General features: G+C 56.1%; 16 protein-coding genes. 5 read left to right on the forward strand and 11 right to left on the reverse strand.

Features of this window, described 5'->3' with window-relative positions; all coding sequences use genetic code 11:
• Nucleotides 1-135: 135 nt before the first annotated feature.
• The 7 genes from HP459_RS02000 to sad all read right to left on the reverse strand — a co-directional run bounded on the left by HP459_RS02000 (nt 136) and on the right by sad (nt 7788).
• Complete coding sequence (locus HP459_RS02000) at nt 136-1587, reverse strand: tagaturonate reductase (protein ID WP_171935878.1); 1452 nt, start codon at nt 1585-1587, stop codon at nt 136-138.
• 116 nt (nt 1588-1703) lie between these two features.
• Complete coding sequence (locus tag HP459_RS02005) at nt 1704-2231, reverse strand: GNAT family N-acetyltransferase (RefSeq protein WP_032624259.1); 528 nt, start codon at nt 2229-2231, stop codon at nt 1704-1706.
• Between the two features lie 82 nt (nt 2232-2313).
• Nucleotides 2314-3279 carry a sensor domain-containing diguanylate cyclase gene (locus tag HP459_RS02010; RefSeq protein ID WP_045308109.1) on the reverse strand — a complete coding sequence of 322 codons (966 nt, stop codon included), beginning with the start codon at nt 3277-3279 and terminating at the stop codon, nt 2314-2316.
• A gap of 58 nt (nt 3280-3337) precedes the next feature.
• Nucleotides 3338-3700: a DUF4186 domain-containing protein gene (locus HP459_RS02015; protein ID WP_022648114.1), complete on the reverse strand. Its 363-nt coding sequence runs from the start codon at nt 3698-3700 to the stop codon at nt 3338-3340.
• Nucleotides 3700-4626: a glutaminase B gene (gene glsB / locus HP459_RS02020; protein WP_003857165.1), complete on the reverse strand. Its 927-nt coding sequence runs from the start codon at nt 4624-4626 to the stop codon at nt 3700-3702. The genes HP459_RS02015 and glsB overlap by 1 nt, the downstream gene beginning before the upstream one ends.
• A gap of 62 nt (nt 4627-4688) precedes the next feature.
• The gene (locus tag HP459_RS02025) at nt 4689-6278 is read right to left on the reverse strand and encodes a methyl-accepting chemotaxis protein (RefSeq protein ID WP_171935879.1); all 1590 of its coding nucleotides are present in this window, start codon (nt 6276-6278) and stop codon (nt 4689-4691) included.
• Between the two features lie 127 nt (nt 6279-6405).
• A complete protein-coding gene (sad, locus tag HP459_RS02030; protein ID WP_063148879.1) occupies nt 6406-7788 on the reverse strand; it encodes a succinate-semialdehyde dehydrogenase in 1383 nt (460 codons plus the stop codon).
• Between the two features lie 99 nt (nt 7789-7887).
• Here sad and HP459_RS02035 point away from each other — a divergent pair, with 99 nt between their 5' ends.
• The gene (locus HP459_RS02035) at nt 7888-8766 is read left to right on the forward strand and encodes a LysR family transcriptional regulator (protein ID WP_022648110.1); all 879 of its coding nucleotides are present in this window, start codon (nt 7888-7890) and stop codon (nt 8764-8766) included.
• Here the strand turns inward: HP459_RS02035 and HP459_RS02040 are convergent.
• The 3 genes from HP459_RS02040 to HP459_RS02050 all read right to left on the reverse strand — a co-directional run bounded on the left by HP459_RS02040 (nt 8720) and on the right by HP459_RS02050 (nt 10888).
• Complete coding sequence (locus HP459_RS02040) at nt 8720-9202, reverse strand: GNAT family N-acetyltransferase (RefSeq protein WP_171935880.1); 483 nt, start codon at nt 9200-9202, stop codon at nt 8720-8722. The genes HP459_RS02035 and HP459_RS02040 overlap by 47 nt on opposite strands.
• 62 nt (nt 9203-9264) lie before the next feature.
• On the reverse strand, nt 9265-10077 hold the full coding sequence (locus HP459_RS02045; RefSeq protein WP_171935881.1) for a PhzF family phenazine biosynthesis protein: 813 nt from the start codon (nt 10075-10077) through the stop codon (nt 9265-9267).
• A gap of 22 nt (nt 10078-10099) precedes the next feature.
• Nucleotides 10100-10888 (reverse strand): PhzF family phenazine biosynthesis protein, encoded by a 789-nt coding sequence (locus HP459_RS02050; RefSeq protein WP_171935882.1) that lies wholly within the window; start codon nt 10886-10888, stop codon nt 10100-10102.
• Between the two features lie 176 nt (nt 10889-11064).
• On the opposite strand from HP459_RS02050, the gene HP459_RS02055 reads away from it, so the two are divergent.
• Nucleotides 11065-12261: a sugar transporter gene (locus tag HP459_RS02055; protein ID WP_023306190.1), complete on the forward strand. Its 1197-nt coding sequence runs from the start codon at nt 11065-11067 to the stop codon at nt 12259-12261.
• 93 nt (nt 12262-12354) lie between these two features.
• On the opposite strand, the gene HP459_RS02060 is transcribed toward HP459_RS02055, so the two are convergent.
• Entirely contained in the window at nt 12355-13020 is a 666-nt protein-coding gene (locus tag HP459_RS02060; RefSeq protein WP_022648105.1) for a MarC family NAAT transporter, read from the reverse strand.
• Between the two features lie 256 nt (nt 13021-13276).
• Here HP459_RS02060 and marR point away from each other — a divergent pair, with 256 nt between their 5' ends.
• Genes marR through marB form a run of 3 tightly spaced genes read left to right on the forward strand, consistent with a single transcriptional unit; the run spans nt 13277 to nt 14360 of the window.
• Nucleotides 13277-13711, forward strand: coding sequence for a multiple antibiotic resistance transcriptional regulator MarR (gene marR, locus HP459_RS02065; RefSeq protein WP_020884159.1), 435 nt, complete (start codon nt 13277-13279; stop codon nt 13709-13711).
• Between the two features lie 20 nt (nt 13712-13731).
• Complete coding sequence (gene marA, locus HP459_RS02070) at nt 13732-14112, forward strand: MDR efflux pump AcrAB transcriptional activator MarA (RefSeq protein ID WP_001303241.1); 381 nt, start codon at nt 13732-13734, stop codon at nt 14110-14112.
• 32 nt (nt 14113-14144) lie between these two features.
• Nucleotides 14145-14360 (forward strand): multiple antibiotic resistance protein MarB, encoded by a 216-nt coding sequence (gene marB / locus HP459_RS02075; protein WP_023300098.1) that lies wholly within the window; start codon nt 14145-14147, stop codon nt 14358-14360.
• Nucleotides 14361-14371 lie beyond the last annotated feature (11 nt).

The raw sequence follows: 14371 nt of genomic DNA on the forward strand, positions 1-14371 counted from the left end.
TAATAGTTCATTGCATTTTCTGACCTGTTAAGCCCTGACCGCACGGTGCTGCCTGTGCTTTTTAAAAAAAGGATGTATAGTATGTTGTAACTAATAATGGTCTGTAAAAAACCCGGCAAACGCCGGGCATTATGATTAGCAGAGCGGTTTCACCGCCTTGCGCATGCCTTTGCGTAAAATTGCATCCAGATCCTGGGCAACCTGGTCTACCAGTCCGTTCACCAGAGTGAGATCCTGTTCCCAGTGCTCGCTCACGCTTAACACCGACGATACCAGTTCACGGGTAGTGACTTGTTTGTCGTGATGTTGCGTCCACAGCTGCTGGTAACGTTCAAGCCAGTGCGCATCGTCCTGCACCGGATAGCGCTCACCGTTGCGCTCGGCACGGTAAAATGCAATTAGCGCCGCCAGGGCAAAGGTCAGACGTGCTGGCAGTTCACCGGTCGCCTTCTGCCCTGCCAGCAGTTGCGGCAGAATGCGGGTGCGGTATTTGGTCATCCCGTTCAGTGCAATCGACAGCAGCTGATGCTTAATATACGGATTACGGAAACGCCCCGTTACGGCACTGGCGAAGGAGTGCAGCTCATCGCGCGGCAGATCCAGGACCGGAATAATCTCTTCATAAATAGCCTTCTCTACGAACGCGCAAATCTCCCCGTCGTTCATGGCTTCCCCTACCGTATCCAGCCCGGCCTGAAAAGCGACCGGAACCAGCGCCGTGTGTGCGCCGTTGAGGATCGCCACCTTACGCTCTTTATAAGGCTTGATATCGTCAACAATCAGGACGTTGAGCGGGTATTTATCCAGGCGCAATTCAGCTGAAAGTGATTTTGGCCCCTGAATAACAAACAGGTAGAAATGTTCTGCCGTGTCGAGGAAGCTGTCGTGATAGCCCAGCCCGGCTTCCAGCTCTGCCACCTCATCACGCGGATAGCCGGTAACAATGCGGTCAACCAGCGTCGAGCAGAAGGTGTTAGCGTTATTCAGCCACGCAATGAATGCCGCTGGCAGCGCCCACTCCTGTGCATAGCGCAGCACCAGTTCACGCAGGGCATCGCCGTTATAGTCGATAAGCTCACAAGGAATGATGATCCAGCCTTTATCCGCAGCCCCGTTAAAGTGGGTAAAGCGTTCGAACAGCAGACGCGTCAGTTTGGCCGGATAGCTGACAGCTGGCGCATCGTCAAACTTATCGCCCGCGTGATAGCCGATCCCCGCCTCCGTGGTATTGGAGAAGACAAACCGCATCTCCGGATTATGGGCGAGTTTCAGGAATTCATCGTACTGGCTGTAGACGCTGATTTCACGATTCACGGAACGAATAAGACGCGCATCGCTTACCGCATCCCCCTCCTCATTCAGACCACGAATAATCGTGGTATACAGACCATCCTGGGTGCTCAGCGACGGCGGAAAATCACTCTGGATCGGCCGTACAATCACCACACCTGCATTGAGATCGGTATGCTCGTTTAAGAGGTCGATTTGCCAGTCAACGAACGCGCGGAGGAAGTTACCTTCGCCAAACTGGATGATACGTTCAGGGTAGCGCGCACCGGGGAAATCACGACGGTTGAGTGTGTTCACAATGGAGGTCCTTTATAATTAGTCATACAGCCTGATAAGATTGGTGTGATAACTTATCAAAACTTCAGGACCAGAACCCCTGTCTGGATCAACTCAGGACGCGATGGTGAAAAATATCAAAGAAATTTATAGAACACCGAGGTCGCCGTCATGTCCCCGTTCGGCATCAGGGCGTAGCGTGGGATCTCCCCCGCCTTTTGCCAGCCCGCTCTCTGATAAAACGTCTCCGCGCCGCTGCCGGTCGAGGTATCAAGCACCAGCACCGTAAGCGCTTTTTCACGCGCAACCGCCTCCAGGGCTTCCATCAGCGCCATTGCCGCACCTTTACGGCGCGCCTTCTCATGTACCAGAAGTTTCGCGACATCTGCGCGGTGCGGCTGGTTTTCCGGCTGGTCGGTGATCAGCTGGACCGTGCCAACCAGCCCCTGCTCCGCGTCAAAACAGCCCAGGACGGTACGCTCGTCGCGCCCGACGCTGTCTGCGACGCCGAGCCAGAAGGTTTGGGCTTTCTCGGGAGAAAAAGGCAGCATAAAGCTGACGGAGGCGCCGCCGTTGACACAGTTGACGAGGATATCGCTCAGGGCATCAATGTGGCTGAGGATGTCCTGTCGGGAGAGAGGTTTAATCAGCATGGGAGAGTTCATTGCGCGTCCTTAGGTTGAATCTCTCCACTTTGCTATTAACATTTTTGTTACGCAATAAGCGATGACATAGGATTTCGTTATGTCATTTTTCGCCGTGATGTTGCCGCTTCATGGCGTACATTTGCGCATCTGCCTGTTTTAACCACGCCTGCATATCGTTGCGGTGATGATCGAACTCGCTCAGCCCCCAGGAGAACTGTAACGACCAGGGATGCAGCTGACGCGCGTTATACTTCTCCGTTTGTTCGACAAGATACTGCATGGCGATCCAGGCGCCAGGTTCATCGGTATCCGCAAACAGCACCGCGAACTCATCTCCCCCGAAACGTACCAGCATATCGGCCTCGCGGAATGAGGAGCGCATCAGGGCGGCCATCGCTTTCAGGGCCTTGTCGCCCTCCTGATGCCCGAAGCGATCGTTAATGGTTTTGAAATGGTCCAGATCCAGCCAGCCAAGCGTTAACGGTTCTGCCCTACGCTGCGAAACCGACAGTGCAAACTGCGCAAACTGGTTAAACCCGCGTCGGTTAAACAGGCCCGTGAGTTCATCGGTCGTGGCGGCGCTAACGGCTGCAAATTCATCTTCTGCCAGCGCGCTGAGATCGGCCAGTACGGCGGAATCCGCCGCGGTAAACTCACGCGGTGCGTAATCAATGAGACACAACGATCCTACGCACGCCCCGTCACGTAAACGCAGCGGGAAACCGGCATAAAAGCGCACGCCCGGATCTCCCGCCACCTGCGGATTATCCGCAAAGCGTTCGTCCAGCAGCGTGTCAGCCACCACCAGCGGCGCGTCACCCAGGATCGTATGACCACAAAACGAGAGATCGCGAGGCTGGCTGGCGAGTGCCCGCCCGTCGGCAGATTTCACGATCGCAGCGTGGTCATCCACCAGCGTAATCATCGCCAGCGGCACCCTGAAAAAGCGTGTTGCCAGCCGCGTGAGACGATCAAACGCGGGATAATTGTCGATCTCAAGCAGACCGGACTCGCGCAGCGCATTCATGCGCTCCGTTTCATTCACGGGAATTAGAGGTGCTTTCATGACGTCTCCTGACGCTGAGCATTAGTAAAAGCGTAGCTTAAACAGAGACATTGTCAGTTCAGGAGGCACGATTTACCTCAATGACCAGCCAATGATGGATCACGTTGACGATATACTGTTGCTGCTGCGCACTCAGCGGCACGCCCTGCGGGATAGCATGCCACTTAGCCAGACAGCCCCGACAGCAGGTTGCCGTGGCATGCTGGGCGATAAAAACCGGATGGCCGCGCATCGGCGTCTGCTTACCGTCATTCACCGGGTGTGCAGGCGCCAGCCGCGCGGCGACAAAATCAGCGGCATGCTTATCGATAGTGTCCGCGCCCTTATCCCAGCAGTATTGCCGCTCTTTCATCCCTAAATGAAATCGTGAACGAAACGTGGAGCGAGCCAGGCGCGTGAACAGAGGATCTAACGTGGACATCAGTATACGGACCGTCCAAGGCGTTTGGTCAGCTGTTCCAGCGCCGCGACGCCCGCCAGTGAGTTGCCGGTCTCGTCCAGTTCCGGGCTCCAGACGGCAATCGCCATCTCGTGCGGAACAATGGCCACGACGCCACCGCCAACGCCGGATTTAGCCGGCAGCCCCACGCGCCAGGCAAACTCCCCGGCGTTCTGATACATTCCGCTGGTTGCCATTAAGGCGTTGATCTGCCGGGCCTGCATCGGGGAGACAACGTCCTCGCCCAGATGCGGGGCATGGCCCTGATGCGCCAGAAACAGAAAAGTCTGCGCCAGTTCAACGCAGTTCATCTTCAGGGCGCAGTAATGAAAATAGTTTTGCAGAACCGTGGCGACATCATTATGAAAGTTGCCGAAGGACTTCATCAGCCAGGCGATGGCGGCGTTACGTGCAGAGTGTTCAAACTCAGAGCGCGCTACCACCGGATCGTAGGCGATGTCCTGCACGCCGGAAAGCTGCCGCACAATCTGGAGCATACGCTGGCGCGGCGCGCTCAGACGGCTTTGCAGCATATCGCACACCACCAGCGCCCCGGCGTTGATAAACGGGTTGCGCGGCTTACCCTGTTCGATTTCAAGCTGGAGAAGGGAGTTGAAGGGCTGACCGGAGGGATCTTTGCCCACCCGCTGCCAGATCTCCTGCTCGTCATACTGGCGCATGGCGGCAACGAGGCTAAGCACTTTTGAGATCGACTGAATTGAAAAGCGCTCCAGTGCATCTCCCGCCTGAAAACGCTGCCCGTCGACAGTACAAATGGCGATGCCGAGCTTATTACCGCTGATCGAGGCCAGCGCGGGAATGTAATCGGCAACCTTACCCTGCCCCAGTAACGGACGAACCTGCGCCAGAATCTCGTCCAGCATCTCATTATGGATGACCGCAGCCACACTTTGCTCCTTGCCCTCAGGCTAAAACGGGCTGCGAGTATAACAGAGGCTTATACGTCACGTCAGGCAGGGAGACGAAAACGCGAGACGGCCTGCAACAAAAGATCTGACTCCCGATGCAGGCGCTCAGAGGCATTCGACGCTTCGCTAACCAGCACATCTGTCTGACGCGATACCTGATTCAGCGCCTGAAGTTGGCGCGTCATCTGATGAATGCTTTCCCCCTGATTTAGAGTGGCCAGCGAAATATCATTCAGCAGGCTACTCAGATTGGCCACCAGCCCGGTGACCTGCTGGAGATTTTCTTCCAGACGGTTTACCACCTGAGAACCTTCTTCAATGCCCTGTAGCGAGTGGTTAATTAGCGACTGGATGGTTTGCGTAGAGTGACTGCTTTTTCTGGCCAGCAGCCCCACTTCACGGGCGACCACCGCGAACCCGCGCCCCTGTTCTCCCGCATGGGCGGCTTCAATGGCAGCGTTGAGGGCCAGAATATTGGTCTGAAACGCCACGCTGTCGATCATGGCGACGATCCCACGCATCTCTGAGGATCGGTCGACGATCGTCTGCATTGAGCCATTTACCGCTGTCATCATTTGCTCCCCGCCGACGGCAGCCTGTCGGGCTTCATCCGCGCGCGAGCGGGCGAGTTTTGCATAACCCGTGTTCCCCTCAACGTGGGTTTCGAGATCGGCGATATGCGCGGTCACCTCCTCCAGCTCTTTGGCCTGTCGCGTGGACTGCTGATAAAGCTTCTGGTTCCCCTGCGCAAGTGACCCGATATTTTCGACCATAGAGGTCGTGGCCTCGCTGACCTGAGTCACCAGTTGCTGGAGCCCGCGCTGCATGGCGGTAATACTGCCGCTGAGCTGGCTGATTTCACGGTTAAAACGCACAACGTCAGGGGGTATTCCCGACAAATCCCCTGCCGCAAGCTGGTTAATATGGACAATCAGACGGCGTAGCGGGGATATCACCCATTTCGCCATTGCAAACCAGACGGCAATGGCAATAGCCAGCAGCACCAGCGGCGCAAACAGGAACAGCCGTTGCAGGCCTGAGAGTTGTTCCATGAGCGACTGACGCCCCTGTATAGCCTGCTTCTCACTCCGTTGCTGATAACGTGCAAAGTTGTCATTAAAATCGGTCTGAAACGCCTGGGCGGGTACGGCGAAAAAGAGGTCGATGCTGTTGGTTTTCACCAGCCCTTCCGCCTGCTCGCTAATGGCACCGAAGAACTGCTGATAGCTATTAACAAGCCCCTCGTCCTGCGGAGGATTAAGCGCGAGCCAGGCTTGCCATGCCTGCTGAGACGCCGCCAGGGATTTTTGCGCCTCGTCCATCAGGCTATGCCAGCTCCCTTCCGAACCGGTCTCTTTATCCTGCATAAAGTACACCCCGGAGCGGTTGAGCAGATCGCTCGCCGCAAGCAGCGAAATACGCGCCTGATCCAGCCTGCTCTGTTGCTGCCAGGCCAGCTGATTGCGCTGTTCGTTACGCTGGGCTTGATTCAGGGAGGCGGTAAGCAGGAAGGAGGATGAAAGTTGCAGGGCAGAGAAAAGGCCGATAATACAAAAGATGCCGGTCAGCAGGCCAAACTGACGAGGAAAAAAGCGCTGCGCAAGACGACGAAAAATTTGCGTTAGGTTCATAATTTTCTTCTGTAACAATACGTTAGACGCGAGCGAGTCTACGAAACGAAAATGACAGAACCATTGCAAAATAATGACAGGAAACGTGAATTGCCGGGTAGCGGCCTTGCCCTACCCGGCATCAACATTACACGCGATCCTTCCAGACCGTCTGAACGTTACAGAACTCATGCAGACCGAAATGTGAAAGCTCTCGCCCGAAGCCGCTCTTCTTCACTCCGCCAAACGCAACGCGCGCATCGCTTGCGCTGTAGCCATTGATGAAGACTCCGCCGCACTCCAGCTCGCGAGAGAAGGTTTCAGCCAGCGCATCGTTCGCGGTAAAGACCGTCGCTGATAAGCCAAAGTCGCTGTCGTTAGCCAGCTGCAACGCGTGCGACGCATCATTGGCGACGGTAATCGCAGCCACCGGGCCAAACAGCTCCTGACGGAAGGCCGTCATCTGTGGGGTGACGTCGCCGAGTACGGTTGGCGCATAAAAGTTACCGGTCCCGGCAAGCTTCTCGCCGCCGAGCAGCAGGGTCGCCCCTTCCGCCAGCGTAGCCTGTACCTGCTGATGCAGTTCATCGCGAAGATCAAATCGCGCCATCGGGCCAATATAGTTATCTTCCTCATCCGGTGCGCCCATTTTCAGCGCCTTGACCGCGTCAACAAAGCGTTGGGTAAAGGTGTCCGCCACGCCCGCTTCCACAATAAAGCGTTTCGCCGCCGCGCAAACTTGTCCGGTATTCTGATAACGTCCGGCCACGGCCGCGTTGACAGCCAGATCCAGATCGGCATCATTCAGAACGATAAACGGATCGGAGCCGCCCAGCTCCAGCACGCATTTCTTCAGCGCCGCGCCCGCCTGCGCGCCAATTGCCGCACCAGCCCGAACGCTGCCGGTTACGGTCACCGCCGCGATACGCCGATCGTTAATCGCCTGGCTGACGCCGTCATTTGTCGCGTTCACCCAGCCAAAGATCCCCTCCGGGAAACCGGCATCCGCGAACACCTTCCCGATAAGCTCCGCCGAGCCGAGCACATTTGGCGCATGTTTAAGCAGATAGCTGTTCCCTGCCAGCAGGATCGGCACCGCACCGCGCAGCACCTGCCAGAGCGGGAAGTTCCACGGCATCACCGCCAGAATAGGCCCCAGCGGACGGTACTCAATCACCGCATTGTCGACCTGGGTAGATTCCGGGCGCAGCATTGCCGGGCCGTATTCAGCGTACCAGTCGCAAAGGCTGGCGGACTTAGCCACCTCCGCACGCGCCTGCACAATGGGCTTGCCCATCTCCCGGGAGATAGTCTGCGCCATCTCTTCCGCACGGCTACGCAGCGCCGCACCCAGATCGCGAAGTTTTTGCGCCCGGTGCGCTACGCTTTCGCGTCGCCACTGACGAAAACCGGTATCCGCCTGCGCAATGGCACGTTCAACGTCACCGGACGTTGCCCACGGGTAAGCAGCCAGCGTTTCGCCGGTAGCCGGGTTGACAGAGTGGGCATGGGTAGCAGATGAATACGTCATGAAGTTCTCCATGTAATAACAGTTGATTGATTGTGGCCCACTCTGCTATTTCTTAAAAATGAATAATACTCACCACCTTGTTCACGAATCGAGAACGGTATGGACTTAACACAGCTTGAGATGTTTAACGCCGTCGCACTGACCGGCAGCATTACCCAGGCGGCGCAGAAGGTACACCGGGTGCCGTCAAACCTCACCACCCGCATCCGACAGCTTGAAGCGGATCTCGGTGTGGAGCTGTTTATTCGCGAGAATCAGCGCCTGCGGCTTTCCCCCGCCGGGCACAATTTTTTGCGCTACAGCAAGCAGATCCTGGCGCTGGTCGACGAAGCGCGAATGGTCGTCGCCGGGGATGAACCGCAGGGATTATTCTCGCTCGGCGCGCTGGAAAGTACCGCCGCCGTACGCATTCCGGAAAGTCTGGCGCGGTTTAATCAGCGCTATCCGCGCATTCAGTTTGCGTTATCCACCGGGCCTTCCGGTACGATGATTGACGGTGTGCTTGAGGGGACGCTCAGCGCCGCCTTTGTCGACGGGCCGCTCTCACACCCCGAACTGGAAGGAATGCCGGTTTACCGGGAAGAGATGATGCTGGTCACCCCTGCGGGCCATGCGGAAGTGTCAAAAGCCACGCAGGTGAGCGGTAGCGAGGTTTATGCCTTTCGCGCCAACTGTTCCTACCGGCGTCATCTGGAGAGCTGGTTTCATGCTGACCGCGTAACGCCGGGAAGGATCCACGAGATGGAGTCCTACCACGGGATGCTCGCCTGCGTGATTGCCGGGGCAGGCATTGCGCTGATGCCCCGCTCCATGCTGGAGAGCATGCCGGGGCATCATCAGGTGGCGGCGTGGCCGCTGGCGGAAAACTGGCGCTGGCTCACCACCTGGCTGGTGTGGCGACGCGGGGCGATGACCCGCCAGCTTGAGGCGTTTATAGGGCTGCTAAACGAACGTCAGCCACCAGTGTCTTCTCCATAAACAGGCTCAGCGGATCCTCGTTGTAGGGGGCAAACGCGGGGCGCCGTTCGTATCCACACTGTTGATACAGACGAATGGCGGCGAGTTGTTTGATCCCCGTCTCAAGCCGGACGGTGTGGCAGCAGCGGCTGAGGGCTTCATCTTCCAGCGCCGCCAGTAATTTATCACCCAGCCGTTGCCCACGATGGGTTGGATCAATATAGACCCGTTTCATTTCCCCGGTCCCGTCCCCGTTCAAAACAACAGCGCCACACCCGACGGCGTTAAGCTGAGTGTCACGAATAATCATCAGGATCAGCGAGTCGTCCGGCAGTTCGGTTAAATCCAGCAGATGATTACTTTCCGCGGGATAGAGAACGCTTTGATAACGGTCCAGCGCCGTAATCAGGGCGAGAATATCTGGATGATGGGCGGATTCAGCGGTAATAGAATACATGGCAGGCTCCTTGTCGTTTTCGTTCAACATACCGCCCGCCCTGTATACCGGCGTCATAGTTTTTAATGATGACCGTAATCCTGGAGACGAAGGAAAATTTTCCCCTTCATATACAGCGTGGCCTGCCCGCCAATCAGCACGCGGTCGCCTTTCAGCTTGCAGCGCAGATCCCCGCCACGGGAGGAGACCTGGCGGGCCAACATCTGCGTTTTTCCAAGCTTTTCGCTCCAGTACGGGATCAGCATGCTGTGCGCTGATCCCGTCACCGGATCCTCCGGTACCCCTTCCCCCGGGCAGAAGAAGCGGCTGACGAAATCATACTCATCCCCCGGCGCCGTAACGCAGACCATTTTCCCCAGCGGGAGCATGGCTGTGATATCCGGCGTCAGCGCCTCCACCTGCCGCTGGCTGTCGAGCACCACCATGTAATCGCGCCCCACACGCACCTCTTTTGCCGCGTTAATGCCCAGCGCGCTGAACAGCACTGCGGGTGGAGTATCGACAACCTCGGTTGACCACGCCGGGAAATTCAGCGTCAGCCAGTCGCCGCTGCGTTGTACCGTCAGTTCGCCGACAAAGCGCGTGGTGAAGGTGATTTCCGTATGTGGATAATCCAGGTATTCGAAAATAACGTGAGAAGCCGCGAGGGTTGCGTGGCCGCAGAGGTTAATTTCATCCTGCGTGGTAAACCAGCGCAGTTCAAACCCGTTATCCGTTCGGACAAAGAACGCCGTCTCTGACTGATTATGCTGCTTCGCCATCTTCAGCAGCGTCTCATCCGGCAGCCACGCTTCCAGCGGACACACCGCCGCCGCATTGCCGCCGAACGCCCTGTCGCTGAAGGCATCCACCAGATAAAAATCAATTTCCTGCATCGTTGGTTCCTCTTAGATTTATTCAGCGCAGAAATACTGTGCCCTTCAGATACAGCGCCGCCTGCCCGCCCATCCGCACGCGGTCGCCTTTCAGTTCGCAGCGTACGTCGCCACCACGGGCAGAAACCTGACGGGCAAACATCTGTGTTTTGCCAAGCTGTTCACTCCAGTAAGGGATCAGCATGGTGTGCGCGGAGCCGGTGACAGGATCTTCCGGCACGGCCACGCCCGGCGAGAAGAAACGACTGACAAAGTCGTATTCCCCTTCGTCCCGGGCGGTGACGGCCACTTTATGCTCCCCCGGCGTCATGGCGGAGAAATCCGGATTAATGGCTTCCACCTGCTCGCGGCTCTCCAGTACCAGCACCCAGGCGCGGCCTTTTCGCGCCTCGACGTAGTGGCTGATACCGAGTGCGGTGAGCATCTCCGGTGGCGGCGTCTGTGCCTGCGTCGGGCAGGCCGGGAAGTCCAGCATCATCCAGTCACCTTCACGGCTGACGGTCAGGCGACCAGAAGCGGTGTCAAAATGAAGGCGTGAGTCCGGATAATCCAGTTCGTTAAACAGAACATACGCCGCGGCAAGCGTCGCGTGACCACACAGATTAACCTCGGTGAGCGTGGTGAACCAGCGCAGCTCAATCCCCCCTTTGGTGCACACAAAAAACGCGGTTTCCGACTGGTTATGCTGTTGTGCCATCCGCAGTAACGTCTCATCCGGTAGCCACGCGTCGAGCGGGCACACCGCCGCCGGGTTGCCGCCAAAGGAGGACTCGCTGAACGCATCTACCAGATAAAAATCAATCTCCTGCATTGTGTTACCGCCTGTTTTTGTTGTGTTGTTCTTTATCTTCAATGAAAACAACCGCGTTCGCTACCGCTGCATGAAGGTAAATTTTGTGATTCACATCACATAACGGTTGAGTTTTCGCCGTTTAAGGCTTTAAGATCGTCTCCTCATCTTTCAGGCAACGAATCCCAGATATCCCTATGACAACACACACGGTTTCCCGCAGGGTCGCGTGGCTACGCGTGGTCACGCTCGCCATCGCAGCGTTTATTTTCAACACCACGGAATTTGTTCCGGTTGGGCTGCTGTCCGACATTGCAGCCAGCTTCCATATGGAAACGGCACAGGTTGGCATTATGCTGACCATCTATGCATGGGTGGTAGCGCTGATGTCGCTGCCGTTTATGCTGCTGACCAGCCAGATGGAACGTCGTAAGCTGCTGATTGGGCTGTTTGTGGTGTTCATAGCCAGCCATGTGCTGTCATTTATGGCATGGAACTTTACGGTGCTGGTGATCAGCCGCGTCGGCATCGCGTTTGCCCATGCCGTTTTCTGGTCGATCACCGCATCGCTCGCCATTCGTCTCGCCCCGGCGGGGAAACGCGCCCAGGCGTTGAGCCTGATTGCCACCGGAACGGCGCTGGCGATGGTGTTAGGCCTGCCGATCGGGCGCATTGTGGGTCAATACTTCGGCTGGCGCACCACCTTCTTTGCCATCGGCATGGGGGCGCTGATCACCCTGGTGTGTCTGATCAAACTGCTGCCAAAACTGCCCAGCGAACACTCCGGCTCGCTGAAAAGTCTGCCTCTGCTGATGCGTCGACCGGCGCTGATGAGCATCTATCTGCTGACCGTGATTGTGGTGACCGCCCATTACACGGCCTACAGCTATATTGAGCCGTTTGTTCAGGTTGTGGCGGGCTTTAGCGCTAACTTCGCCACCGTTCTGCTGCTGATCCTGGGCGGCGCGGGGATTATCGGCAGCATCCTGTTCGGGAAGCTGGGCAATAAGCACGCGTCTGCGCTTGTAAGCAGTGCGATTGGCCTGCTGCTGGCGTGCCTGCTGTTACTGATGCCTGCGGCAGGCAGCGAGAGTCATCTGGCGATCCTCAGTCTGTTCTGGGGCGTGGCGATCATGATTATTGGTCTGGGAATGCAGGTCAAAGTGCTGGCCCTGGCCCCGGACGCCACGGACGTGGCAATGTCGCTGTTCTCGGGAATTTTTAATCTGGGAATTGGGGCCGGTGCGCTGGTGGGAAATCAGATCAGCCTGTATGTATCGATGTCGGCCATTGGCTATCTCGGGGCGATTCCCGCGCTGATTGCGCTGATCTGGTCGGTGCTTATCTTCCGTAAATGGCCGGTCGCGATGGAAGAACAGACCAGCCACGGTTGACGTTAGTTGTGCCGGGTGGCGGCTTCGGCCTACCCGGCCTAGGTTATTACGGACTTGTAGGCCGGGTAAGCGCAGCGCCACCCGGCGATGTCCTCAGTGATACGTCTTAATGATCTCCAGCACGCCGTTAATAATAAACTGCACGCCCATACAGACCAGCAGGAAGCCCATCAGACGGGAGATAGCTTCAATCCCCCCCTTGCCCACCCAGCGCATAATCGCCCCGGAGCTGCGCAATGACCCCCAGACGATAATGGCGATAAGCGCAAAAATGATCGGCGGCGCAACGGTAATAACCCAGTGCGGAAAAGTAACACCATCACGCACCGTTGAGGCGGAACTGATGATCATCGCAATCGTTCCCGGCCCCGCCGTGCTCGGCATGGCTAACGGCACAAACGCGATATTGGCGCTCGGTTCGCTTTCAAGCTCCTCCGATTTGCTTTTGGCTTCCGGCGATTCATGCGCTTTATGCGCCGGGAACAGCATCCGGAAACCAATAAACGCCACAATCAGCCCACCGGCGATACGCAGACCGGGAATCGAAATACCAAAAGTATTCATCACCAGTTGTCCGGCGTAATAAGCCACCATCATAATCGCGAAGACGTAGACGGAGGCCATCCTCGACTGCTGGTTGCGCTCCGCGCTGTTCATGTTACCCGCCAGCCCCAGAAAGAGCGCCACGGTCGTTAACGGGTTCGCCAGCGGAAGCAACACCACCAGCCCAAGCCCCACTGCTTTAATCAAATCCAACATAATGCACCGCAGTCCTTATCCTTATTCATTACCGCAATTATAGGGGGAAAGTCTCGTCCTGAGCTATCCGCGCAACGTAACCATAATTGTCTCGCGTAACTAATAACCCCAGATTATCTCTATGATTTAAAAGCGTACAGAAAAAGTTCCTGAAGCGTTTTAGCATTTCGTGGCATCGGCTGATCCATTCAGTTGACTTATACTTGCCTGAGCAATAATATCTGCCGTGACTAAACTACTTGCCAGGGCAACCATTGTGAAAAGCACCAGTGACCTCTTTAACGACATAATCCCACTGGGTCGTCTTATTCATATGGTTAACCAGAAAAAAGATCGCCTGCTCAATGACTACCTGTCACCGCTGGATATCACCGCAACACAGTTCAAAGTGCTGTGTTCCATTCGCTGCGAAGTGTGTATCACGCCGGTTGAGCTGAAAAAGGTGCTCTCTGTCGATCTGGGTGCGTTGACCCGCATGCTGGATCGTCTCGTCTGCAAAGGATGGATAGAACGAAGCCCTAACCCGAATGACAAACGTGGCGTACTGGTGAAACTGACCAGCGATGGCGCGGCCATGTGTGAGCAATGTCATCAATTAGTAGGACAAACACTGCACCAGGAACTGACAAAAAACTTAACGGCAGATGAAGTGGCAACGCTTGAGCTTTTACTCAAGAAAATCCTGCCGTAAACAGAAAAAGAGGTATGACGATGTCCAGACGCAATACTGACGCTATCACCATTCATAGCATTTTGGACTGGATCGAAGATAACCTGGAATCTCCACTTTCCCTTGAGAAAGTGTCTGAGCGTTCAGGTTACTCAAAATGGCACCTGCAACGGATGTTTAAAAAAGAGACCGGCCATTCATTAGGACAATATATTCGCAGCCGTAAGCTGACGGAGATTGCCCAAAAACTGAAAGAAAGCAATGAGCCGATCCTCTATCTGGCGGAACGCTACGGATTTGAATCGCAACAAACCCTGACGCGTACGTTCAAGAACTACTTTGACGTGCCGCCTCATAAGTACCGTATTACCAGTATGCCGGGTGAATCCCGTTATCTGTATCCGCTAAAACATTGCAGTTAATCATCGCCTGTTAAGACGTAACCGAGGAAATCATGAAATTTATCGTCTCCGCCGCCCTCACCTTGCTGGTGCTGGTTTCCGGCCAGAGCTTCGCGGAGCAAACCCCCAGTGCGGGGCAGCAAAATAATCGTGACACCATGATTATGCCGTCCACGCAAAACCAGTCGCCCTGGGACTTCAATCACATGGGCGCTGGCAGCGACAAATCCGACGAATTAGGCGTGCCGTATTATAATCACGACCTGTAATTCGTTTTTGC

It is taken from the genome of Enterobacter sp. CM29, from assembly GCF_013179605.1.
In the GTDB taxonomy this organism is placed as follows: Bacteria; Pseudomonadota; Gammaproteobacteria; order Enterobacterales; family Enterobacteriaceae; genus Enterobacter; species Enterobacter intestinihominis.